At 56.3% G+C, this 23,920-nt stretch carries 24 protein-coding genes and 1 tRNA gene; 12 read left to right on the top strand and 13 right to left on the bottom strand.

Annotated elements, in window-relative coordinates; genetic code table 11:
- The first annotated feature begins 375 nt into the window (after positions 1–375).
- The 3 genes from NE357_RS23420 to NE357_RS23410 all read left to right on the top strand — a co-directional run bounded on the left by NE357_RS23420 (position 376) and on the right by NE357_RS23410 (position 3,473).
- Complete coding sequence (locus tag NE357_RS23420; RefSeq protein WP_169431801.1) at positions 376–1,689, top strand: AAA family ATPase; 1,314 nt, start codon at positions 376–378, stop codon at positions 1,687–1,689.
- Entirely contained in the window at positions 1,686–2,531 is an 846-nt protein-coding gene (locus NE357_RS23415) for a DUF4435 domain-containing protein (RefSeq protein ID WP_169431800.1), read from the top strand. The genes NE357_RS23420 and NE357_RS23415 overlap by 4 nt, the downstream gene beginning before the upstream one ends.
- Positions 2,532–2,603: 72 nt before the next feature.
- On the top strand, positions 2,604–3,473 hold the full coding sequence (locus NE357_RS23410) for a hypothetical protein (RefSeq protein ID WP_169431799.1): 870 nt from the start codon (positions 2,604–2,606) through the stop codon (positions 3,471–3,473).
- 115 nt (positions 3,474–3,588) lie between these two features.
- On the opposite strand, the gene NE357_RS23405 is transcribed toward NE357_RS23410, so the two are convergent.
- From NE357_RS23405 to NE357_RS23350, 12 genes are all read right to left on the bottom strand, one after another.
- A complete protein-coding gene (locus tag NE357_RS23405) occupies positions 3,589–4,575 on the bottom strand; it encodes a hypothetical protein (RefSeq protein WP_169431798.1) in 987 nt (328 codons plus the stop codon).
- A 915-nt stretch (positions 4,576–5,490) separates the two neighbouring features.
- Entirely contained in the window at positions 5,491–5,856 is a 366-nt protein-coding gene (locus tag NE357_RS23400; protein WP_169431797.1) for a histone-like nucleoid-structuring protein, MvaT/MvaU family, read from the bottom strand.
- A 62-nt stretch (positions 5,857–5,918) separates the two neighbouring features.
- The gene (locus NE357_RS23395) at positions 5,919–6,107 is read right to left on the bottom strand and encodes a hypothetical protein (protein ID WP_169431796.1); all 189 of its coding nucleotides are present in this window, start codon (positions 6,105–6,107) and stop codon (positions 5,919–5,921) included.
- Between the two features lie 54 nt (positions 6,108–6,161).
- Complete coding sequence (locus NE357_RS23390) at positions 6,162–7,025, bottom strand: hypothetical protein (RefSeq protein WP_249314337.1); 864 nt, start codon at positions 7,023–7,025, stop codon at positions 6,162–6,164.
- Between the two features lie 88 nt (positions 7,026–7,113).
- The gene (locus NE357_RS23385; RefSeq protein ID WP_169431795.1) at positions 7,114–10,032 is read right to left on the bottom strand and encodes a DUF927 domain-containing protein; all 2,919 of its coding nucleotides are present in this window, start codon (positions 10,030–10,032) and stop codon (positions 7,114–7,116) included.
- The gene (locus NE357_RS23380; RefSeq protein ID WP_085655302.1) at positions 10,029–10,301 is read right to left on the bottom strand and encodes a DUF3077 domain-containing protein; all 273 of its coding nucleotides are present in this window, start codon (positions 10,299–10,301) and stop codon (positions 10,029–10,031) included. Before NE357_RS23380 ends, NE357_RS23385 begins: the two co-directional genes overlap by 4 nt.
- Positions 10,298–10,582 carry a hypothetical protein gene (locus NE357_RS23375; RefSeq protein WP_085655303.1) on the bottom strand — a complete coding sequence of 95 codons (285 nt, stop codon included), beginning with the start codon at positions 10,580–10,582 and terminating at the stop codon, positions 10,298–10,300. Before NE357_RS23375 ends, NE357_RS23380 begins: the two co-directional genes overlap by 4 nt.
- A gap of 534 nt (positions 10,583–11,116) precedes the next feature.
- Positions 11,117–11,422, bottom strand: coding sequence for a hypothetical protein (locus NE357_RS23370; RefSeq protein ID WP_169431793.1), 306 nt, complete (start codon positions 11,420–11,422; stop codon positions 11,117–11,119).
- Positions 11,419–11,700 (bottom strand): helix-turn-helix transcriptional regulator, encoded by a 282-nt coding sequence (locus NE357_RS23365; protein ID WP_169431792.1) that lies wholly within the window; start codon positions 11,698–11,700, stop codon positions 11,419–11,421. The genes NE357_RS23370 and NE357_RS23365 overlap by 4 nt, the downstream gene beginning before the upstream one ends.
- Before the next feature lie 100 nt (positions 11,701–11,800).
- Positions 11,801–12,640 carry a hypothetical protein gene (locus tag NE357_RS23360; protein WP_234206557.1) on the bottom strand — a complete coding sequence of 280 codons (840 nt, stop codon included), beginning with the start codon at positions 12,638–12,640 and terminating at the stop codon, positions 11,801–11,803.
- Between the two features lie 279 nt (positions 12,641–12,919).
- On the bottom strand, positions 12,920–14,161 hold the full coding sequence (locus NE357_RS23355; RefSeq protein ID WP_169431791.1) for a tyrosine-type recombinase/integrase: 1,242 nt from the start codon (positions 14,159–14,161) through the stop codon (positions 12,920–12,922).
- Between the two features lie 164 nt (positions 14,162–14,325).
- A tRNA-Leu gene (locus NE357_RS23350) sits at positions 14,326–14,410 on the bottom strand.
- 108 nt (positions 14,411–14,518) lie between these two features.
- Between NE357_RS23350 and queA the strand changes: the two genes are divergently transcribed.
- From queA to NE357_RS23320, 6 genes are all read left to right on the top strand, one after another.
- A complete protein-coding gene (queA, locus tag NE357_RS23345) occupies positions 14,519–15,568 on the top strand; it encodes a tRNA preQ1(34) S-adenosylmethionine ribosyltransferase-isomerase QueA (RefSeq protein WP_169431790.1) in 1,050 nt (349 codons plus the stop codon).
- Positions 15,569–15,582: 14 nt separating this feature from the next.
- Positions 15,583–16,698 (top strand): tRNA guanosine(34) transglycosylase Tgt, encoded by a 1,116-nt coding sequence (gene tgt / locus NE357_RS23340; protein ID WP_161794909.1) that lies wholly within the window; start codon positions 15,583–15,585, stop codon positions 16,696–16,698.
- Between the two features lie 43 nt (positions 16,699–16,741).
- Positions 16,742–17,077 carry a preprotein translocase subunit YajC gene (yajC, locus tag NE357_RS23335; protein WP_007956696.1) on the top strand — a complete coding sequence of 112 codons (336 nt, stop codon included), beginning with the start codon at positions 16,742–16,744 and terminating at the stop codon, positions 17,075–17,077.
- 64 nt (positions 17,078–17,141) lie between these two features.
- Positions 17,142–19,010 (top strand): protein translocase subunit SecD, encoded by a 1,869-nt coding sequence (gene secD, locus NE357_RS23330; RefSeq protein ID WP_169431789.1) that lies wholly within the window; start codon positions 17,142–17,144, stop codon positions 19,008–19,010.
- A gap of 9 nt (positions 19,011–19,019) precedes the next feature.
- Positions 19,020–19,934, top strand: coding sequence for a protein translocase subunit SecF (secF, locus tag NE357_RS23325; protein WP_169431788.1), 915 nt, complete (start codon positions 19,020–19,022; stop codon positions 19,932–19,934).
- A 121-nt stretch (positions 19,935–20,055) separates the two neighbouring features.
- Positions 20,056–20,604, top strand: a complete 549-nt coding sequence (locus tag NE357_RS23320) for a glycine zipper 2TM domain-containing protein (RefSeq protein WP_169431787.1) — start codon at positions 20,056–20,058, stop codon at positions 20,602–20,604.
- 96 nt (positions 20,605–20,700) lie between these two features.
- Here NE357_RS23320 and suhB read toward each other — a convergent pair whose 3' ends face one another.
- Positions 20,701–21,519, bottom strand: a complete 819-nt coding sequence (gene suhB / locus NE357_RS23315; RefSeq protein ID WP_085709393.1) for a type III secretion system regulator SuhB — start codon at positions 21,517–21,519, stop codon at positions 20,701–20,703.
- Between the two features lie 145 nt (positions 21,520–21,664).
- Between suhB and trmJ the strand changes: the two genes are divergently transcribed.
- The 3 genes from trmJ to iscR all read left to right on the top strand — a co-directional run bounded on the left by trmJ (position 21,665) and on the right by iscR (position 23,874).
- Entirely contained in the window at positions 21,665–22,435 is a 771-nt protein-coding gene (gene trmJ, locus NE357_RS23310; RefSeq protein WP_169431786.1) for a tRNA (cytosine(32)/uridine(32)-2'-O)-methyltransferase TrmJ, read from the top strand.
- A gap of 2 nt (positions 22,436–22,437) precedes the next feature.
- Entirely contained in the window at positions 22,438–23,214 is a 777-nt protein-coding gene (gene cysE, locus NE357_RS23305) for a serine O-acetyltransferase (protein WP_085699842.1), read from the top strand.
- 168 nt (positions 23,215–23,382) lie between these two features.
- Positions 23,383–23,874, top strand: a complete 492-nt coding sequence (gene iscR, locus NE357_RS23300) for a Fe-S cluster assembly transcriptional regulator IscR (protein WP_007956690.1) — start codon at positions 23,383–23,385, stop codon at positions 23,872–23,874.
- Positions 23,875–23,920 lie beyond the last annotated feature (46 nt).

Here is a 23,920-nt window from a genome sequence, read left to right as displayed (position 1 = left end):
GCGATGTAACTCGTGTAACTGGTGTAACGATTGTTGGTAAGTGGCTGTATTTATTGAACATTATTGATGTTACATCGGCTTCGTACACAAACCTTTAGGCGTGTAACTCTGCCATCTGGTGTAACGCTCCGATGCTTGAAAGAGGGACGGAGGAGGTCATGTCCATGCGCAGGAGACCAGGTACTTCCCCACTCCCACTCTGCCCAAGAGATGCGATTAACGGGCTGTAATCATCAGTTTGGCCGCTCTGCCAGCGATCAGTCAGCAGTCGTAACGGGCCGCTTTCGGCCAAAACCGGCCGCTCGCATACGTCTACGAATCTATGGGCGATTCCTGTAGTGTGAGGGTATGAAATCTTGACAGGGAGGGTGTCATATGCAGAACACGCGGATTCGAGAGATTTTTATCTCGAGGCTTTATGGCTTGTATAACCATCGTATAAATCTAACAGAAGAAGGTCTTACGATAATTCATGGAGCCAATGGTGTAGGAAAGACAGCTGTTCTGAAGTGCTTGGATTATTTGTTTGGATGGAACATAGACGCCTTATCAAAGATTCCTTTTAGAACAATAAATATCGGTCTTAGTGATGGCGCCAAGATATCTATATCTAGAGCTACAAGAATCGAGAGAACTCCTTCTAAAAGCGACATGCTTAATGGACCTCTAGAGCTTTCATTTTTTAAAGACCCCAACACACACATAGAGACTGTTTTTGCTATTGATCCGGAGATGGCAAATTTTGCTGAGACTATTACGGCCTCGCAAACATGGATGGTTAAAGTTCAGCACGGGCTGTGGCGCGATACTAGAACAGGCAAATATGTTGACGCAATGGAAGTGGTGCAAGATTATTTTCCCGGAAAGGGCAAAAAAAAGAAAACCTATTCTGGTTATTTTGAAAAAATCAGGAAGGGTCTCAATGTTAAGTTGATTGATACCCATCGCCTCAGTCAGCGCTCGAAAGATCAATTGGCAGATTTTACCGTGCTGGAATGTGCGGCGGATATGTTGAAGCAGATCAAAACGGTTAACGCAGAGTATGCCAGAAGAGCTCAGGAGCTGGATCAAAATTTCCCCCACAGGTTGATCTTAAACTCCAATAGCTTCTACGGCCCTGATATTGTCAAGGAACGATTATTGAAGCTTGAAAAACGCCAGGTGCAACTAAGTAAAATTGGATTGTTAGCGACACACGGTGCGCAGACCTTCCCTTCCGATGTTGAGTCTCTATCAAATCCAAAGCTTGAAGCGATTAGTCTGTTTGTGCAAGATAGCGAAGCAAAGTTAGATGCATTCAATGAGTTAGCAATCCGTTGCACTGCACTATTAAAGCTGCTAAACACAAAATTCAAGCATAAAAAATTAGAACTGAGCAAAGAGACCGGGCTGTCGATAATTGATTCGTTTGGCGACATCATTCCAATGGATGCTCTATCTTCCGGTGAGCAGCACGAATTAGTTATCACCTATGAACTTTTATTTAAAACCCCGTCGAATACATTGTTATTGATCGACGAGCCCGAGATATCACTGCATGTTGGATGGCAAAAAAGCTTTATTGAGGACCTTCTGTATATATCAAATATTGTAGGATTTGAATCCGTTGTTGCCACTCATTCTCCATTCATAGTGGGGGAGAAGTACGACTTGATGGTAAGTCTTGATGATGGAGTTCATGGGGAATGATCGTATCTAGAGATGTTGGAGATATAATTTCAGAAATCCAAATGACTTTGGCTGCGGATCCCAATGCTATTTTTTGGTTACTTGAGGGGGTCACAGATATAAAGTTTTTCAAACCGAGACTAATTGATGAAATAACACTTATTGACTCGATGGGAAAGTACAAGGTTATCGAAACCATAAAAAGGATTGCTGCTAGCAATAACCTTAAGCCCCTGCCAGTTCTAGGAGTGGTTGATAATGATTATGACTGGTTGAATGGCTATGAGGCACCTCCTAACGTTGTCTCAACTGAGCCCAGGGATCTGGAAGGGATTTTGCTTAGGGCTAATTGCGTAGATTGCGTTCTAAGTGAGTTTGGAAATAGTAATGCGATAGCTCAGTTTGAGAGGCGAGAGGGGCCCGTTATTGATGCGATTTTATCCAGGGCGCTAGAATTTGGTAAAGTGCGAGCTGTAAACAGCAGAGGTAATCGAGTCTGTTTGAAATCACTTAAACCAGTTCAGTTTTTTAAAAACGACTGGTCCTATGATAAGGACAGATTGTACGAGAAGGCTGTGCAGCTAGGTGTGTCATCAAGCATTGACGAGCTTAAGAGAGAGATTTCTAATCTTCCTGAAACTAATCCCTGGCATTACGTCAGAGGGCACGACGCTATAGATATATTATGCGGCGGTCTGATTTCAGTTCTCGGGCCTTTCAAAGCGCACGCCTCTTTAATAGAGCCGGTTTTACGTCAATCTTTAACTTCGCAACAATATAAAACTACAACAATCCACCAGCAGTCAATGCTTTGGCATTTACAAAGAAACTTACCATACCCCTACCGGGAAGCTCTCAACTGATGTTCTATTGTTATTTTTATGCATGCTGACCTTATGGCGAATTGACACAGGGGACATGGAATGCACTAATCGTTGACAAATATTCAAACGCAGCTAGAAGCTGTGATTGCACAGATAGGGGGCAAGATGGTATCTGGTGAAGTGCAGATGCAAGCGATACCTGATCGCATGCCTAACAAGCAATGTTGGATGCTGTTCAAGGTGGCTAATCTAGATCGACTAAAGGCGCTGCAGCGTGGTCTACTTTACATGAATAGCGTCGACTATTTCGCGAAGCTTGAAGGTGAGGCCGGCGCTGCACTTCGAAGGGACGAGCTTGAAAATGTGTACCTTAAGCTCAGCTCTGGCATGAGGGATGGGGTAGTCAGAGAGCTCGCACTTCAGGTTGAAGGTCACGACGAAATCGTATTGAACCCTGAGACAATCATGACCCTGAATTTACCCCGACCTGAAACCGTTATGTTGTACTGCCTGGGTTCTGTATCAGCCGGACATGACGGTCAGATTTGGGGACTCGACAACGGAATGCTGCAATTTAGTGAGCGTTTCCGAGAGTTTGGTACCCATGTCCTTCGTATTACGAACCATGCAGAGTTTTCTAAAAGGCTTTCACAAGCCATCGCGACCCACCCTCTCCTTTATAATTCTCCCTTCTTTAAAGGTGGCTACGGCCAGGTCGATTACGTAGATTTCCGCGACTACAGCGGCCCGATAGGATTGTTTCGCAAACCCGTTGAGTATGCTTGGCAACGAGAGTACAGACTATGCTTTGGCGCTGAACCTGAGGCTCTAAATGATCGAGGTGCGTTAGAGCTAAATATTGGAGACCTATCGGACATCACTCAGATCACAACGATAGAAAGTTTCACGTCGCACCCGATAAGAATCATTGAAAGGAACTACAGGATAGTCGACGGCAAGCCTGTGCAAGTTTCTAACTAAACCTACGTTTAAGACCGACTCGGCGTAAAGAAAGAGCGTGAATAGGCTACGTAAAAAAGCGAAGACAATTCAATGGCTTCGCTTCTAATGTTTACGGTTATGAAAAAGCTGCGGTTCAGAACGGTATGTCATCGTCGAAGGTGGCTGTAACTTTCGGGAGAGGCAAAGCGCTCTTTGGTAATGGCAGATTCGTAACAATGAAAAGATTGAGTATGTCGTCTCTGTCCATAAACATGATCTGAGAGCGCTTCGTGGCATCTAGCTTGTTGCCTATCCAGTTTCTTGCCTGTTTTGTTATCTCGCCGCCCGCGACGATGAATGCGTGGTCAACCAAGACTCGTCGATTCAGTTCCGAATCGAAAATCTCGTGGCCAAGCATCATGTTCACCTGATTGTGAATCTCGGCGACATTCGATGAACCGGGTCTTCCTACTCCCGCTGAATCTAGCTTGCCCTTTTTTGCTTGGATACCGAAGTAGAGGACATGGAGAGTCGGCAGTGTGTATTTCATCCACACGTCCTTGCCATATTCCAACGCCTTATCTTTGTGACCCGTTACGGTTACGCGATGAAACCCAAGCTGACGGAATAACGGCAGTAGCACCTCCTCGATCAGCTCATCTTCAGAGCACTTGTCGAGGTATGTCGTGAGTAGCTCTCGACGTTCCATCTCCGCTGGTGTAAGCGGTCGATGCGGGTTCGCCATCTGCGCAATAGTGTTCGTGGCATTGTGGCGCAACTGGCCGAGGCCGTGCTCGTCGAAGAACGCTTCCCAACCTTCGCGCACCAGCACAGCGTTAAGCGCGGCAAGAGCTCTGCTTCTATCCGGATCGCCCTCCTGCGCGTCGCCTTTGTCGAGAGTTGCACGGATGATCCGAATGAAAGCATCAGGTGGAACCGAAGGACTGGCATGCGGGAGAGCCAACACCTCCTCCAATCTGCTTGCAACCCAAGCCCAGCGGGTTGAACCGTCGTGGGTGTAATCTAAGTCACAATCTTGAAAGAACTCAGTGATGTAACTGCTTGAACGATACCGAAAGTGCTCAGAGTCGCCACAGACAATGTGGGCAAGTTCTCTTAGATTCCTGCTCTTCCATTTCATTTGCGTTCCTAGATTAGGCGGAGTGAGGCTGAAGCACAGCTGACATAAAACAGTCAGCAGATAATGATCGCCAGATGTGGGTAGATAGCTGCCGCTGACAATATAGGGTCGTCAGCTTTTTAAGTGATCGATTGAGCATAGCTTCCCATCGGCCTCTCGCTTTGATGGCACGAAAGGCTCCGAAGCCTGGCCGTTATCGCAATTTCTAAGGCGCCACACTGTTTAGTGTAGTGCTTCTACCAACCTTCTCCGTGCTGACTCAGACGCTACCCCGTTCAGGATTCAGGACCACGCGCAAATCGGGTACCCGATGCGATTCAGCCGTTTTGTGACTGACCGCTTTTGGCCGTATGCGGTCGCTTGGGAATGTCCGCTTCTGGCCGAAAGCAGACGTCCGTGAGCGGCGCTAGTGGGCAGAAGCGGTCGTTAAGAAAAAATCGTGGAGGACAGCTAGGGGCAGCTCTTTTCTACCAGGTTGGGAGGGCTGAGCAATACTTCGCGGAAGGCTGCACCGAGCTATAGGGAAGCAGTCGAGGGCGTAGGGCAAGGTACCTAGTGTTATTCCAGATTTGTAGACCGGCGAGAGATGATCATCTTTTCGAGGATCTCGCGGAGCAGGCGGTTAATTCCCGCTTCGCCGTGGTACCTGGAGCGTTCAATGTGCGCAATCGTGAAATTGTCGCTGGTCGGGGCCGATCACTTCGATAGACAAGCTACGGTCGGCATTTATCGAGCAGGTGATGGGGCATTGTGGAAGGCGCCGAGACAACAGGTCACCAATCTAACGTCTGCTCATTGTGTCCACAACGTAGACTCCTTTTGCTGATGGTAGTGATTCTTTGAGGGTGAAGTCGCAGGCGCGAAGGATGTCATCAACAAAAAAAGGCCTCTTAGAGGCCTTTTATTCAAGCTGCGTTATTTGCGAACCCAGCTTTCAACCTCGTCGGAACCGTGCTTGGTTTTCCACTCTTTGAGCGTCTTGTGGTTACCGCCTTTGGTTTCAACCACTTCACCGGTATGCGGATTTTTGTAGGCCTTCAGCTCGCGAGGCTTGCGTTTGCCAGGTGTCGCCGCTGGTGTTGAAGCGCGTTTCGTGCTCTGCGGATCCAGCAGGTTGATGATGTGCTTGAGGCTGAAACCGTACTGATCGAGCAGCTCGCGTAGCTTGGTTTCGAACTCGATCTCTTTTTTCAACGCGCCATCGCTCTTCAGTGCTTCCAAAGCGTGAAGCTGTTCGGCGAGGTGTTTCTCAAGCTGGCGGTATTCGGCGAGTTTGGACATGTGAATTCCTTGTTGTGTTTTAGCGATATCTATCTGAAGTGTATTACAGCACGGAGTTCAGCTCACTTGCGCCCCTTCAACTGGTCTTCGATGTAGCTCATTTCGTTCTTGATCAAGTTGACCGTCAGTGTCTGAACATTCGAGACCTTGCCCGTTTTGATGTCCACGATTTTCATCAGCGCGGTCAGGTGGTTTTTGCGTGCCTTCAAGGTGTCGGTCCAGTTCGCGCTGCTCAGTATTGGAGTGATCATGATCTTTGTCCTGATGGGGTTCTAAACAGCCCGCGTGAGCGGGCTGCTTCGGGTTCAAGCTGCCAGCAGATCCTCTGCGCTGATGGAGCGGGCTGCGGTGACTAGGTCTGAGTGACGAAGATCCGAATGGAAAGGACCGAATTGAGGTACATCGAGCTTGGAGAAACCATATCCCGAGTACCCTCGGGCGTAGTCCGCCGCGAGTATCCGCGCGCCCAGGGCTACCAAGTGTTCCGCAGCGGAGTTCCACTGTTCTTCCAGAGTCAGCTTTACAGCGCTCAGGGCCGATTCTTTTGCATCGTTCTCCCGCTGCTGTGCAGTTGCGATTTGCGTTTCAAGGGAGTCGAGCTCAGCCTGCAAGGCCTCTATGATGAGTTCCTGTCTTCTGACATGCTCATCGGTGGCGGCGAGTTGTTTGGCTGCCTTCTGCATTTCGCTGTTGGCGGATTTCTCTCCGTCGCTATCACCACTCGCAAGGCTACGCGCATACAGGCTTGCAGCATCTCGTTCTGCCTGCTGTGCTTTCTCCAGCGATTGCTGCGCGTCCGACTGAATGGTCTGAAGGCGTTGGGTCAGGTGCGATTGTGTCTGCTTCAGCGCTTCGATTTCAGCGGCAGCTTCGGACATGGTCTGGATCGACTTTGCCCTGATTTCTTCGACGTGTTCAATGCGCTCCAAGTAAGCCATCTTTTCCTCGATACGGCTGATCGAGGATGGAATTGCCCTCAGGCGACATTCGGCACTGGAGTAACGATCCATGGCGGCACTTCTCTCAGGGCTTCCGATCATGTTGCCGATTGGACTGTAGTTGTTAGGCGCATTGCTCCATTCCGCGTGCAAGATGGGAAGACTGTTTTCAATTGCTTCTTTCTCGGCAATCAATTCGGCGAGTTGCTGTTTCAATTCATTCATTGTCATGTTCGTTGTCCTTGATGAGTTTGATTTGAGTGATTCGGCTGGCGAGGCCGGGAATGAGCCGGCGTTACCTCGATCAGCAGAGTTGCCCTCAGGCAGCCCGTGCCTCGCCGTCATCCGTTCCCGGAATCACTTTCACGATGTAGCAGCGCTGCTGGCCCAGGCCGGGCAGACGCACCAAACTCGACGCCTTACCGTCGCTGCTCGGTTCCAGCACACCGCGCTGCAGTAGCTCCTTGTTCACCGCCGTTAGGTTCATGCCGCGGAAGATCTCCGAGCGCCACGCCTCGGTCAGCACGTAATAGGTGTTGGTGGTGTGCATGGTGTCGCCCATGCCATGCTCCAGCGTCTTGCGAAAGCCGAGACGGTCGATAGTGCGTGGGCCGTGTTCGTCGATCTTCGCCGCCGCCGATTCCCAGCGAGTGAAACGGCTTTCACCGAAGCGCTCGATGACCTGGCGCAGCCGCGCCAAAATCGCATCGCCTTCGAAGTTTCCGGCGCCGCCACGCTCGTTCAGCCATGCGTTCAAGCACACCCGAGCGGCCGTGGTGGCCGTGCCGTCCGGCCAGCCGGTAATGCCCATCGCGGTGGCCAGCTCGCCAGCGGCCGCCGCGAGACCGAAGCGCGCCGCAGCACGGTGTGCCTGTCCACTGGCAGAGGCTGGGAGCGCTTTGGCTATAAAGCCTTCCAGCGTGCGGCGTAGGATTGCCGCCCAGCCGTGGCGCTTGCCCGGTTCGCACAGGGCGGTGAGAAACGCGGTGATCGGTGTGCCGTAGTAGTTCGCCACCCGCGCCTTGAGCGCGTCGGACAGAGCTGCGGCGTCCTCAAACCCGTTGAGTGTGTCGAACATGCCAAGGCCTTTGCTGGCATCGGCCGGGACGGCGAGCATGCGCACCTCCATGCCGGCTTTCAGTTCCTTATTGGCTTCGGCCATGTGCTGGGCCAAGGTCTTCTCGCCGGTAGAGAGGAACAGCAAGCGCCATTCCTGCACCTGTCTGCCCGCTTGGCCTCGATCATTGGCGCGGGCCTTGCCGGTGCCGTTGCCGAGCATGTACACCGTCTCGCCGATGATCCGGGCATCACACATGCCGATTTCATCGAGCACCAGAAGCCCGTCGGAATGCGCGGCGGCGATAGACTCCAGAGCGTTGTCGGTCGAGCGCCACGAACGCACCAGACGCGGTCCGCCGTAGATCGAGGCGGCAACTTGCAGGTGCGTGGTTTTGCCACCGGAGCTGTCGCCGTACAGGTGAAAGCCGCCCGATTCGTGGCCGAGCATGTGCAGCAAGGGGCCGGCAAAAGCCACGCCGACGACAAACGCCAAGCGATGGTTGCCGATGCACAGCGCGCCGATCTGCTGTTGCCACTGTTCCAACGTGCCCGCTTCGCTGATCGGCGGAAGTTGCGCGCCGGCCTCGTAGAAGTGCAGGTGTTCCGCGTGCATGCCGACCTGCTGCTCTGGCAACAGAAAGGCGTTGTCATGCCAGCCCAAACGGGTGACCAGTCGCGCACGTTGAGCACTGTCGAAGCCGCCCAGGTAGCTCTGCAAATCGTTGCGTGCGTTGCGCCCCGAACGACTGCCGGCAAGACGCAACCCCATGTCTACCAAAGGGCCGAGTACATCTTTACCGAAGTCACCGGTCATCGTGCGCGCCGGGATGTTCCAGCGTTTCTTGGTGCCGTCGGGGTCGTCGAACTCGACCAGCAAACCCCAGTTGTGGCCCTTCTCGTCACGGGTACGCGCAAGGATTGCCAGCGGCGAACACACCGGGCGTGCTTCGCCGTCGTCGCCGGCATAAAACACACCATCGGGCGTCAGGCGAAAGCCACCGGGCATCAGGTCATTTTTCGATTTTGCCGGGCGCTTGGCTGCTGCCTTGGGTTTCGCTTCCGGCTCTGGTTCCGGCGTGGGTTCCACCTGGGCAATCACCCGTTTTTCTTCGATCACACCGAACAGTTCGCCGCTGCATTCCAGTTCGGCGAAGTGGCTGGCGGTCCAGCCTTTGGCGAGCGCATCGGCGGCATCGTCGCCGTCATCCCATTGACCACCCTTGGCAAACGCGGCGCGGTCGCTTTTCAGCGTCGGCTTGCGTTTGAACACCTCCAGCGCAATGAATCGGACCGAGGCGGCGCCGATTTCGCGGAGCTTCTCGGCGACGGTGGCCATGCAGGCTTTACCGCTGTCATCGTTGTCCGGCCACAACAAAACGTCGCGCCCCTTGAGCGGCGTCAGGTCAGCTTTGTGCCAGGAGTTGGAGCCGTTCGGCCAGCAGGTGGCCACGTAGGTCGGCAACAGCTCGGCGGCGGCATCGGCCGCTTTCTCGCCTTCGCACAGAATCACCGGTGCGTCAGCGCGCTGGGCCAGTTCATCAAGGCGCAGCAGCGGGCGCGGATCCGGCAGACCTTGCCAGCGCCATTGCTGGGTTTGGCTATCGGTGCGCTGACACCACGTCAGGGGCGCAAAGACCTTCTTCGGCTTGCCGCCCTCATCCGGGCCGAGGTCGAAGCGATACAGCGCCATGAGTGGCTGACCCTGTGCATCGCGATAGATCCACACCTTCGACGGTACGCCGTGATCACGGTGCTTGGCCGGGCACTTGTTCATGGCCTCGGTCGGGATCGGCTGGATGGCGTTCCATGTCGGCGCCTTGGGCTTAGTCGAGGCGGCCGTGATCTTTGCGGCGCCGGGCGCAACGTTTAGCCAATCTGCCAACTTGTTGCACGCTTCGACGTCGGTGCCGCCGTCCAGATTGCGCACCAGATCAATCAGGTCGCCGCCTTTGTCGCCGGTGGCGAAGTCGGCCCAGGTGCCCTTGCTCAAATTGACCTTGAGCGAACCGGCGCGCTTGTCGCTGCGGGTAGGATTCGGGGCTGTGTATTCCTTGCCGCCGTCCACACGCTTGCCGTTGGGCAGCCAATGCGACAGGACACGTTCAATGTCTTTCAGTGCGGCGGCTTTCACGTCGGCAAAGCTTGGACGTTTCGCGGTGCTGTTCGTGCGTTGGCTCATGTGTCAGCCCTCGGCAGAAACAGCGCGTCGTTGATGTCGTCGATCAGCGCTTTCGCCATCTCGCCCAGGTACAGGGCGGGCCAACTGAAACGCTCGCCGTGGTCACTCATGGCCGCGTCGAAGTTGAGCTGGTTCGCGTGATGTTGCAGCAACGACACCATCTCCAGCGCGTCTTCGACGGGTACACCGGCATTCACTCGAAACAGCTTCAGGTCGGTGGCATTAACGCGAGAAAAGGTAGCGTGGCCTGGTGTGGTGGAAATGCTCATAGCGCACCGCCTTTTTGCACCGCAGGGGCCGAAGTGTTGTCACCGTGCATAGCCAGTGTTTTGATCAGGCCGAGGGTGCCGCGCACGTCCCAGAGGACGGCTGCAATGACGTGATTGGCAAGGCGTGAGGATTCGTTTTCGAAGTGATCCTCCAGCAGCGTCAGCACCGAGTCAGCACGGTCAATGGCGCAGGTGATGGCATCGATAGGTACGCCGGCTTCGGCGGTTGGATTCACGCAGAGCAGATCTTCGGGCAGGGCAAAACTCAGGGCGTTGTTCATTGGGCACCGCCTGCGGTTTCGAGTGCGCGGGCTTTGGCCATGTGAGCGTTGTAGCGGGAGAGGCGTGTGGCGAGGCTGGAGTTGGCGTGTAAAGCGGCGAGAGCCATTGCACGGTGTGCAGCGGCGCGAATTTTGGACGGATTGAGGGCGTGCATAGGTGGCGCTCCAAGTTTTGACTATGGAACTGCCACGATCCTTTCCACGGGATTGGGTGGCAGCTGTGCGTGGGGTGGAAATACCGGGAAACTTGGAACCCGGCCAGGCCGAAGCCTGCCCACACACAGCCGCCATAACTCGAAATCGCAGGCGTAAAAAAAGACGCCTGCAATCGTAATGGGGGCGCCTGTGCGCCAAGTTTTCAAACGGGTTTCCACGCCCGGTCGCTGAATTTGCAGCGACGGCCAGAGAGTAACGTCCGTGTTTCGAAATAGCAACTGCGCTGATGGCTTGCGGATTTTTCAGGTGCGGCATAAATTGTTCGGGCATGTAGATTGACCTCAACGCCTCCGGATCGCCCCCGGAGGCGTTTTTGTTTCAGGCATGGGCTTCCCAGCGCAGGGAGAGAAGGGGCAGGAATCCGCCGCTGAGCATGGAGCGGGCATCTTCGTAGGCGTCGACCTGCTGGCCTTCGTCGACGACCACGGCCCCGGTCTTTTCGCAGTGAAGGGAGAGGGCGCACCAGGTGCCGTCGGCCCAGCTGAGCACGCTGACAACGCGACCTTGCTTGTCCTGCTGGCTGCGGTAGCGTTCAAGGCGCTGCATGACGCGAGTCGAGAAACCAATCCGACGCAACACGGAAAAGGGATGCATCAAAGCGTTGTCTGCAGTCTTGTGGCTCATGCAGCCACCTGATCGCGTGCCTCGATGCGGCTGCGCGCCCACGCTTGAACTTCGGAAAGGACCCAGGCGACAGGGGCGCCGCGTGCGTTGCTGTTGCTCAGCTTGACGGGCTGCGGAAAGCCGCAGTCGGTGCGCTGCATCAGTTTGTAGATGGTCGAACGCTTCATCCCCACAATGCCTTCCACCTCCCGCATGCGGATCAAAGTTGAAGTGGCATCAAAAAGTGAGGTGGCGTTGACGGGAGTCTTGCGGGGAAAATCGGTAACAGAGGTGTTCATAGGTATTGCTCTCGATTGATTTGGACAACGAGAGCAATGGTCTAGAAAATCGTCTGCGGGAAGCAGTTCACTTCCAATTGAAATTTCGGTGAACCTTTGTTCACAGCACAAAGTTGCGCTTGAGTATGGCCTCTACGCTTTTGCGGGTCAGCGCTTTTTCGGTTTCCAGCGTCAGCCACTCCGCGCGCTGCTTGGGCGGTTTGGAAACCTCCCGCTCCAGCCAAGCATGTACCGCCGTGGTCACGTTTCTTCGTGGCATTCCGCTCGTCACGTAGTGGCGACCTTGCCTAATGATTGCTGTATCCCGTGCGCTGATTTCTTCATTACGCTCCATTCCGCTGATGATGCCGCCCTTAGTGCGTATAGCGTTCTTGATTGCTCTGTAAGCAGTAGGGGTCAGTTCGTCACTGATCAAGCAGGGTAGGGTTGTTATGGGCTCCAGAAACAGCACGTATTGTTCTAGTGCCTGAATGCGTTCAATGGGATCGACCTGTCCCTCTACGACGAGACAATAAATATCCCACGGACAGTCCGTGGGAGGTTCAGCAACATGTGACCATGCCTCGTCTTCCGTAGAGCGCATCCAGTCAGCTAATGCGCTTAGCGCTTTTACTGCGCAGGCCATGACGTAGGCTGCATATGCATCGCGCTCCGAAGCTGAAGGGCAGCTGCTGTATTGGCGAACCCAATGTGCAAGACGATTTTTTTTGTCGGTTGAGGCGTACTGAAAAATGGCCTCTTCATGCATCGTTGTCTGTATGCACATGCTGCTCATATCGCTGCTGATGTCGCCGTTCTGGATGCGTACGCAGCATTGATTGATTAGCTCGCATAGATCAGTGATCTGTTCATTGCAGAGCTCATAGAGCGGTTGACCGGAGAGATATTGAAGTAGGCCGGCGGTTAGCGCCGTGTGCAAAATTGGATGAGTTTCAATCATGCCCAAGGTTCTCTACGTGTAACGCTCTATCCCTCGCCCTGCGAGTTGGATGCGTTTCCAGCGATATTTGCGCTCTGGCCCAGCTTGGAGAAATTTGGCCCGCAGCATGCGAAGGGCTTATTCTTGTGTTACACGAACGGCATGCGTTACATCGCATGTACCGAAGGTCGTGCAAGAGTGTATCGGGATTGAAAGTCAATGAATCCGGGCGTTTGGCCGGCATCGTTACACGAGTTACACCTGTAACACGGATTTTGAAGGTGGTATGGATAAGTGCATTCATACCACTTTTCCAAATTGTCCCTTGATTACCTTTTCGCTTGCTAACGCATCAAGGTGATCTGCATACCACTGCATCATCTTCACTCGATGCTCAAGGTATTGAGCCTTGTTGTAGACCCCCGATATTCCCTCTTCTTTGTGAGCAAGCTGCGCTTCGACGTGCTCTTTCGGCCAGCCGTGTTCCCTGAGCATAGTGCTGGCGGTGTGACGAGTACCATGACCAACCAATCGCCCCTTGTAACCGACTGTCGCGAACACCTTGTTGATGGTGTTTTCGCTAATCGTTGGGTTCTTTGCGCCCACCCCAGGGAACAGCCAGCGACTACGACCTGTGAGGCAATGAAGTTCTTTGAGAGCGGAGAGCGCTTGCTTAGGGAGTGGACACACAAAGTCTCGGCGCATCTTCATCTTGGCAGCAGGCGTCGTCCATATCGCTTTATCCAGGTCAAACTCTTTCCATTCAGCTAATCGGACCATGCCCGGTCTGGATGCGGTCCAGATGCAGAGCCATGCAGCAGTTCGGGCCGTCAGCCTGCTGGGGGTGTTTTTGAGTGCTTGGAGGAACTCTGCCAACTCTGGCTCCAGCAAATGAGGATGCTGCTGAGTCTTTGGGGCTTGAGCTGCAATATCTCGGAGGCGACTGCCAGGATCGTTTTCCGTGAGGCCTAAGCCGATGGCTCGTCCGAATATCTGATTGATCCACGTGCGGCACTTTTCCGCCACGTTGTGTGCGTCTCGGGCTTCAAGTGATGCTTGGAGCTCCGCACAGTCAGTACGGGTGATTTCATCCAAGGGTTTGTCTCCCAGCGCCGGGAGTATGTCTTTGTCGAGATAAGTGCGGATTTTGTTAAGGGTGGAAGGAGCGAGTCCCTTTTCTTCCTTGGCCTTGAGCCAAGCTTCAGCAGCCGCTCGGAAGGTACGAGTCTTGGCAGCATCAATTGCCGCTTTGGCAGAGCGTTTTTGTTCGAGAGGATCGGCCCCGCTACTCACGACCTTGCGCAGTTCAGCAGCTTTATCCCGTGCCAACGCACCGCTTACTTCTGGGTAACCCCCCAGCCCCATCCAAGCCCAATTGCCCGCCGGACGTTTGTAGCGGAGCTGCCAGGATTTACCACCATCAGGTTTTACCCTGAAGTAGAGGCCGTTTCCGTCCAGCTCTCGGTATTCCTTTAATTCCGACTCCAATCCCGCAAGTGTCGTATCAGCGAGAGGGCGGCGCTTGATGTCTGCGCGCTTCATCCTTGTATCCCAAAGTTCGGTATTTTTCTCAGGATACAAGCAGGGATACAGGGATACAACGGATAAGGGGAGACAGGGATAAACAGACAGGCACAAAAAAACCGGCCAAGTGGCCGGTTTCTCTGGGTCTGAGAGGCTGGTAGAGACTCTCAGAAACTGCTATGTGGTGCCCCGAGGGAGACTCGAACTCCCACTCCTTTCGAAAACGGATTTTGAATCCGCCGCGTCTACCAATTCCGCCATCAGGGCTCAATGGCGGCGAAGTATAGAGAGGTGCCTACCGTTGGTCAATCACGTTTCATGGTCAATTTTCGATATTTCCGCTAGACTTTCCGGCCCTGCTAGACGAACCCCATCATGCGCGTTGCTGACTTTACCTTCGAGCTTCCTGATTCGCTGATCGCCCGCCACCCTCTGGCCGAGCGTCGCGGTAGTCGCCTGTTGACCCTGGATGGGGTCAGCGGCGCCCTGGCACACCGTCAATTCACTGATCTGCTTGAGCATTTGCGCCCGGGCGATCTGATGGTGTTCAACAATACCCGGGTGATTCCGGCGCGGCTGTTCGGGCAGAAAGCCTCCGGCGGCAAGCTGGAAATCCTCATCGAGCGGGTGCTCGATACGCACCGCGTGCTGGCCCATGTGCGTTCCAGCAAGTCGCCGAAACCGGGTTCGAAGATCCTGATCGACGGTGGTGGCGAAGCCGAGATGCTGGCGCGTCACGATGCGCTGTTCGAGCTGGGCTTCTCCGAGGAAGTGCTGCCGTTGCTCGACCGTGTCGGGCACATGCCGTTGCCTCCTTATATAGACCGCCCGGACGAGGGTTCGGATCGCGAGCGTTATCAGACGGTTTACGCCGAGAAGCTGGGCGCGGTGGCTGCACCGACCGCCGGGCTGCACTTCGACCAGACGCTGATGGAAGCGATCGCCGCCAAGGGCGTCGAGACTGCGTTCGTCACGTTGCACGTCGGCGCTGGCACGTTCCAGCCGGTGCGCGTCGAGAAGATCGAAGATCACCACATGCACAGCGAGTGGCTGGAAGTCGGTCAGGACGTGGTTGATGCCGTCGCCGCTTGCCGTGAGCGCGGCGGTCGAGTCATCGCTGTCGGCACCACCAGCGTGCGTTCGCTGGAAAGCGCCGCCCGCGATGGCGTGCTCAAACCTTTCAGCGGCGATACCGATATCTTTATCTACCCGGGCCGGCCGTTCCACGTGGTCGATGCCCTGGTGACCAATTTCCATTTGCCCGAATCCACGCTGTTGATGCTGGTTTCGGCGTTTGCCGGTTACCCGGAAACCATGGCCGCCTATAAAGCTGCCGTGGACAACGGTTACCGCTTTTTCAGCTACGGTGATGCGATGTTCATCACCCGTAATCCCGCCCCCCGCGGCCCAGAGGAATCCGTATGAGTCGCACCTGTCGTATGTCTTTCGAGTTGCTTGCCACCGATGGCAAGGCTCGTCGTGGTCGTCTGACTTTCCCCCGTGGCACCGTCGAGACCCCGGCCTTCATGCCGGTGGGCACCTACGGCACGGTCAAGGGCATGTTGCCGCGTGACATCGTCGCCACCGGCGCGGAGATCATTCTGGGCAACACCTTCCACCTGTGGCTGCGCCCGGGTACCGAAGTGATCAAGGAGCACGGCGACCTGCACGATTTCATGCAGTGGAAAGGCCCGATCCTGACCGACTCCGGCGGTTTCCAGGTGTTCAGCCTCGGCGCCATGCGCAAGATCAAGGAGGAGGGCGTGACCTTCGCCTCCCCGGTCGACGGCTCGAAAGTGTTCATGGGCCCGGAAGAATCGATGCAGGTCCAGCGCGATCTGGGTTCCGACATTGTGATGATCTTCGACGAATGCACGCCGTACCCGGCTGACGAAGACGTTGCCCGCGTGTCCATGGAGCTGTCGCTGCGCTGGGCTCAGCGTTCGAAGAATGCCCATGGCGACAACACGGCGGCGCTGTTCGGCATCGTTCAGGGTGGCATGCACCAGGACCTGCGCATGCGCTCGCTGGAAGGTCTGGACAAGATCGGTTTCGATGGCCTGGCCATCGGCGGTCTGTCGGTGGGCGAGCCGAAGCACGAAATGATCAAGGTGCTCGATTACCTGCCGGGCATGATGCCGGCTGACAAACCTCGTTACCTTATGGGCGTTGGCAAACCGGAAGATCTGGTTGAGGGTGTGCGCCGCGGTGTGGACATGTTCGATTGCGTGATGCCAACCCGTAATGCCCGCAACGGGCATCTGTTCATTGATACAGGCGTGCTGAAGATCCGTAACGCGTTCCATCGCCATGATGATTCGCCGCTGGATCCGACCTGCGATTGCTATACCTGCCAGAACTTCTCCCGCGCCTATCTGCATCACCTGGACAAGTGCGGCGAAATGCTGGGAAGCATGCTCAATACCATCCATAACTTGCGCCATTATCAGGTGCTGATGGCTGGTTTGCGCGAGGCTATTCAACAGGGTACATTGGCCGCCTTTGTCGATGCCTTCTACGCCAAACGCGGGCTCCCCGTTCCGCCTTTGGACTGAGTTTTCTGACCCCAAGATTCAACATTTGCAACTGGAGTGCTAAATGAGCTTTTTTATCTCTAATGCCATGGCTGACGCGGCTGCACCGGCTGCAGCGCCTATGGGCGGCGGCTTCGAGTGGATTTTCCTGGTCGGCTTCCTGGTCATCTTCTACCTGATGATCTGGCGTCCACAGGCCAAGCGCGCCAAAGAGCAGAAGAACCTGCTGAGCAGCCTGCAGAAGGGCGACGAAGTGGTCACCACCGGCGGCATCGCCGGCAAGATCACCAAAGTGGCCGATGACTTCGTGGTTCTGGAAGTTTCCGACACCGTGGAAATGAAGTTCCAGAAGGGCGCCATCGCCGCCACGCTGCCAAAAGGCACGCTGAAAGCGATCTAAGGTTCCAACTTCTACTCAATCGACGGGGCGCGCAAGGCGCCCCGCGTTCATAACGGGCGGCGTGATGCTGAACAAATATCCTCTGTGGAAATACATTCTGATCCTGGCGGTGCTGGCGATCGGTCTGATTTATTCCGCTCCCAATCTGTACCCCGATGACCCGGCCATCCAGATCAGCGGCGCCAGCACGGCCCTGCAGGTCAACCAGGCCGACCTGGACCGCGTGAGCACCGCGCTCAAGGAGTCCGGGATCAACGTCAAGGCTTCGAGTCTGGCAGCGAACGGCAAGGGCGGTCTGATCCGTCTGACCAAGGCTGAAGACCAGTTGCCGGCCAAAGACGTTGTACGCAAGGCATTGGGTGATGACTACGTCGTCGCGCTGAACCTGGCACAGACCACTCCGCAATGGCTGCGCAGCCTGGGCGCGCACCCGATGAAGCTGGGTCTGGACTTGTCCGGTGGTGTGCACTTCCTGCTGGAAGTGGACATGGACAAAGCCCTCGACGCACGCCTGAAAGTCTACGAAGGCGACGTCAAGAGCCTGCTGCGCAAAGAGAAACTGCGCTATCGCAGCCTGCCGCAGCTCAATGGTGCCATTCAGCTGGGCTTCAGCGATGCTGACTCCCGCGAACAGGCCCGCGTGCTGATCCGCAAGAACTTCAACGATTTCGACATTGTTCCGGCTGACCTCAACGGGCAACCGGTGCTGCGTCTGGCGATGACCCCGGCCAAGCTGGCGGAAATCCGTGAATATTCCATCAAGCAGAACTTGACCACGGTACGTAACCGCGTCAACGAGCTGGGTGTTGCCGAGCCGATCGTCCAGCGTCAGGGCGCCAACCGTATCGTGGTTGAGCTGCCGGGCGTGCAGGACACTGCCGAAGCCAAGCGTATCCTCGGCAAGACGGCCAACCTGGAGTTCCGTCTGGCTGCAGAGCCGGGCGCTTCAAAAGCCACTTCCGAAACCTTCGAATTCCGCGAAGGCAAGCGTCCTCCTGCCCAGATCGAGCGTGGCCTGATCATCACCGGTGACCAGGTGACTGACGCCAAGGCCGGTTTCGGCGAGCACGGCACGCCTGAAGTGAACATCCGTCTGGATGGCCACGGTGGCGAGCTGATGAGTCGTGCGACCCGCAGCAACGTCGGTCGCAGCATGGCGGTGATCTTCATCGAGCAGCGTCCGGTGACCACCTACGTCAAGCAGATGGTCGACGGCGTCGAGAAAGACGTTGCCGTGCAGACCTTCAAGGAAGAGAAGAAAATCATCAGCCTGGCGACCATTCAGTCGCCGCTGGGTGCGCAATTCCGTATCACCGGCCTGAACGGCCAGGGCGAGTCGTCCGAGCTGGCGCTGCTGCTGCGTGCCGGTGGTCTGGCGGCTCCGATGTACTTCGCTGAAGAACGTACCATCGGCCCGAGCCTGGGTGCGGACAACATCACCAAGGGTATCGATGCATCGCTGTGGGGCATGCTGTTTGTCTCGCTGTTCATCATCGCCATCTACCGCTTCTTCGGTCTGATCGCCACTGTCGCATTGGCGGTGAACATGGTGCTGCTGCTGGCGTTGATGTCGCTGCTGGGTGCAACCCTGACCCTGCCAGGTATCGCCGGTATCGTGTTGACCATGGGTATGGCGGTCGACGCCAACGTGCTGATCTTCTCGCGGATCCGCGAAGAGATCGCCGCCGGCATGACTGTGCAGCGTGCAATCAACGAAGGCTTCGGCCGGGCATTCACTGCGATTCTCGACGCCAACCTGACCACCTTGCTGGTCGGCGGCATCCTCTTCGCCATGGGCACCGGCCCGGTGAAGGGTTTCGCAGTGACCATGTCCCTCGGGATCTTTACCTCGATGTTCACGGCCATCATGGTGACCCGCGCGATGGTCAACCTGATCTTCGGCGGTCGTGACTTCAAGAAGTTGTGGATTTAAGGGGCTGCCATGTTACGTACAATCAACTTCATGGGCGTTCGCAACTTCGCGTTCGGCGTCACATTGTTCCTTACCGTGCTGGCCTTGTTCAGCGTGTTCCACAAGGGCATGAACTGGGGCCTGGACTTCACCGGCGGTACGCTCATCGAGCTGACCTACGAGCGTCCGGCCGACGTCACCAAGGTGCGTGAGCAACTGGTTACCGCCGGTTATCACGAAGCGGTCGTGCAGAACTTCGGTGCGACCACCGACCTGCTGGTGCGCATGCCGGGTGAAGACCCGCAGCTGGGCCATCAGGTAGCGGAAGCGCTGCAGAAGGTCGGCGGTGAGAACCCGGCGACGGTCAAGCGCGTCGAGTTCGTCGGCCCGCAGGTCGGTGAAGAGCTGCGCGACCAGGGCGGCCTCGGCATGCTGCTGGCGCTCGGCGGTATCCTGATCTATCTGGCTTTCCGCTTTCAGTGGAAATTCGCGGTCGGTGCCATCGTTTCGCTGATTCACGACGTGATCGTGACCGTGGGTATCCTGTCGATCTTCCAGATCACCTTCGACCTGACGGTGCTGGCGGCGGTGCTGGCGATCATCGGTTACTCGCTGAACGACACCATCGTCGTGTTCGACCGGGTGCGTGAGAACTTCCGCGTGCTGCGCAAGGCTTCGCTGATCGAGAACATCAACATCTCGACCACTCAGACCCTGCTGCGCACCATGGCGACTTCGATCTCCACCTTGCTGGCGATCGCGGCGCTGCTGTTCTTCGGTGGCGACAACCTGTTCGGCTTCTCCATCGCCCTGTTCATCGGTGTTCTGGCGGGTACCTACTCGTCGATCTACATCGCCAACGTGGTGCTGATCTGGCTGAACCTGTCTTCGGAAGACCTGATTCCGCCGGCCAATACCGAGAAGGAAGTCGACGACCGTCCATAACGGCCATCGTTACCCCGGTTGTCAGTCAAAAAAAGGCGCGAGTTGAACTCGCGCCTTTTTTATTGCTCCAAGGCTGGGAGAAGCGCGGGCGCGTCCCGCATGTGATGGTCAGGAGGTTCATGTGAACAAGTCGTTGCTGGTTGGTGCGGTACTGGGTGCTGTCGGTGTGACTGCCGGGGGCGCTGTTGCCACCTACAGCCTGGTGAAAAGCGGCCCTGAGTATGCGCAGGTATTGGCCGTCGAGCCGGTCAAGACACAAATCAAGACTCCACGTGAAGTGTGCAAGGATGTGACGGTGACCCGGCAGGCGCCGGTGAAAGATCAGCACCAGATCGCGGGCACCGTGGTCGGTGCGCTGGCGGGTGGTCTGCTGGGTAACCAGATCGGCGGCGGCACCGGCAAGAAGATTGCCACGGTGGCCGGTGCGGTCGGTGGTGGTTACGCCGGTAACAAGGTTCAGGAGGGTATGCAGGAGCGTGATACCTACACCACGACTCAGACTCGCTGTAACACGGTGAATGACATCAGCGACAAGGTCGTGGGCTATGACGTCCGGTATTCGCTGGACGGCAAGGAAGGCAAGGTGCGGATGGATCGTGATCCGGGCAACCAGATTCCGGTCGACAAGGAAGGCAAGCTGATCCTGTCGCAGAACGCGCCAGGCCAGTAACTGGCTGAAGGCTTATAAGAAAAGCACCCTTCGGGGTGCTTTTTCATGCCCACAAAAAAAACACCCCGAAGGGTGTTTTTTGATTTCGCGAAACGCTTAGCGCTTCAGCGAGGCTGGCAGGTGCGGCTGGATCGCCGTCAGAACTGCCTTGAAGCATTTGGTGTTGCCGGCGACGACATGGCCTTTTTCAAGGAAGTCGTGACCGCCGGTGAAGTCGCTCACCAGGCCGCCAGCTTCCTGAATCAGCAGGGCGCCAGCCGCCATGTCCCACTCGGACAGACCCGACTCCCAGAATGCATCGAAACGACCGGCAGCAACGTAAGCCAGATCCAGGCTCGCCGAACCGGCGCGGCGGATGCCGGCAGTCTGGCCAACCAGGGCGCGGAACATGCCCAGGTAGTTGTCGAGGTTGTCCATCTGGTCGTCACGGAACGGGAAACCGGTACCCAGCAGAGCGCCGTCCAGGCTGGTGCGACCGCTGACACGCAGACGGCGACCGTTCAGTTGAGCGCCGCGACCACGGCTGGCGGTGAATTCTTCCTGGCGAACCGGATCCAGAACAACGGCGTGTTCCAGGCGACCGCGGTATTTGCAGGCAATGCTGACAGCGAAGTGAGGAATGCCGCGCAGGAAGTTGGTGGTGCCGTCCAGCGGATCAATGATCCACAGGTATTCTTCACCTTCGATACCGCTACCGGCGTGCATGCCGGTCTCTTCACCCATGATCGAGTGATTCGGGTAAGCCTTGCGCAGAGCGTCGATGATTTTCTGTTCGGCGGCGCGATCCACCTCGGATACATAATCCTTGGCGTCTTTTTCGTCGACCTTGATGGTATCCAGGCGCTCGATGGAGCGGAAGATCAGTTCACTGGCGCTGCGGGCGGCGCGCAGCGCGATATTCAGCATGGGCTGCATGGATGTGTCACCTAAGGTTGTTAAAGAAAGCCGCGCATTCTATCAGAACTTTTCTTCAGGTGAAGGTCGCTGTTCGCTTTCATAGCTTAACGGTAGGCTGTTCTGTAAGATTTGCACCCCTTTGCCGAGTCCGAGAGCGCCCGCCGTGCTGCAGAATATTCGTGTCGTCCTGGTCAACACCAGCCATCCGGGAAACATCGGCGGGACCGCGCGCGCCATGAAAAACATGGGCCTGTCGCGTCTGGTGCTGGTTGATCCGCGAGTCTTTCCGCATCACGAAGCCGATGCCCGTGCTTCCGGTGCCGGTGACATCCTTGAAAACGCGCAAGTCGTCGCCACCTTGGAAGACGCCCTGGTCGGTTGCAATCTGGTGCTCGGCACCAGTGCCCGTGACCGGCGCATTCCCTGGCCATTGCTGGATCCGCGCGAGTGCGGGACCAAAGTGGTCGAGGAGGCCGGGCAGGGCGCGGAAATCGCGCTGGTGTTCGGTCGTGAAGATTCCGGGCTGACCAATGAAGAGCTGCAGCGATGTCACTATCACGTGCACATCCCCTCCGATCCTGAGTTCAGTTCGCTGAACCTCGGGGCGGCGGTGCAGGTGTTGAGTTATGAAGTGCGCATGGCCTGGCTGGCCGCACAGGGACAGCCGACCAAGATCGAGAAGGAAGAAGTGGCCTCCGTGAAAAGCGCAGAGCTTGCGACCATGGATGAGCTGGAGCGCTTCTATGAGCACCTGGAACAGACGCTGGTTGCGATCGAATTCCTCGATCCGGAAAAGCCTCGGCACTTGATGGCGCGCCTGCGCCGGTTGTACGGACGCAGCTCGGTCAGCCGAGCGGAAATGAATATTTTGCGTGGCATCCTCACGGAAACCCAAAAAGCGGCCCGTGGCGAGCTCCTTAAGCGGAAGGATTAATGATGTTCGAGCGTTTGCGTGAAGATATCCAGAGCGTATTCCACCGAGACCCGGCGGCGCGTAACGCTTTTGAAGTCCTGACCTGCTACCCCGGCATGCATGCAATCTGGATTCATCGACTGGCCGGCATGCTCTGGCGCAATGATCTGAAATGGCTGGCGCGGCTGGTGTCGAACTTCGGTCGCTGGCTGACCGGAATCGAGATTCATCCGGGTGCCAAGGTCGGTCGACGCTTCTTCATCGACCATGGCATGGGTATCGTGATCGGCGAAACCGCTGAAATCGGCGACGACGTGACGATCTATCAGGGCGTGACCCTGGGGGGTACCAGCTGGAACAAGGGCAAGCGTCACCCGACGCTCGGCGATGGCGTGGTGGTGGGGGCGGGCGCGAAGGTGCTCGGTCCGTTCACTGTTGGCGCTGGCGCCAAGGTCGGTTCTAACGCCGTGGTCACCAAGGAAGTGCCTCCGGGCGCCACTGTGGTGGGGATCCCGGGCCGGATCATCGTCAAGTCCGATGATGAGGTCGACGCCAAGCGCAAGGCGATGGCCGAAAAGATCGGCTTCGATGCCTACGGCGTCAGCGAAGACATGCCCGATCCGGTGGCGCGTGCCATTGGCCAGTTGCTCGATCACCTGCAAGCGGTGGACGGACGTCTGGAAGGAATGTGCGGCGCGCTTAAGGATCTGGGCAGTAATTACTGTGCGAAAGACCTGCCCGAGCTGCGTGAAGAAGACTTCGCCTGCGTCAAGGGCAAGGACGAATCCAAGCTCCACTGATGCCCCTGCAGGGCTGCTGCCGACCGGTGTGCCATTAGGCCGCAGACCCTGCTATCATTCGCGCGCTCTTTTGCGGGTAAACCCGACTAAAGCACTAGGTCTTATAGTTGACTTAAATGCTCGGGAATTGCATACTCCCGTCCATTCCGAACTCCGTGGTAATTGTCCATGCGACTGACTACAAAAGGCCGATACGCCGTGACCGCCATGCTTGACCTGGCGTTGCACGCGCAACACGGGCCGGTGTCCCTGGCCGATATCTCCGAGCGCCAAGGCATCTCCCTGTCCTATCTCGAACAGCTTTTCGCCAAGCTGCGCCGCAGTAACCTGGTTTCCAGTGTTCGCGGTCCGGGCGGTGGTTACCAGTTGTCCCGCGACATGCAGGGCATTCAGGTCGCCCAGGTGATCGATGCGGTGAACGAATCGGTCGATGCCACCAAATGCCAGGGCCAGGGCGATTGCCATTCCGGCGATACCTGTCTGACCCATCACCTGTGGTGCGACCTGAGCCTGCAGATTCACGAATTTCTCAGCGGTATCAGCTTGGCCGACCTCGTAACTCGCCGTGAGGTACAGGAAGTGGCCCAGCGTCAGGATCAGCGTCGTTGCAATGGCAAGGCGCCGCGCCTGGACAAGATTGAAGCGTCCGCCGTCGAATGACAGCCAGAGAGCTAGCGGCACGCCAGCCAGCCTGATTTAGGAGATA

Source organism: Pseudomonas sp. G7(2022), from assembly GCF_052660475.1.
The sequence above is the reverse complement of the archived record's forward strand: the minus strand, read 5'-3'. Positions and strand labels throughout refer to the sequence as shown.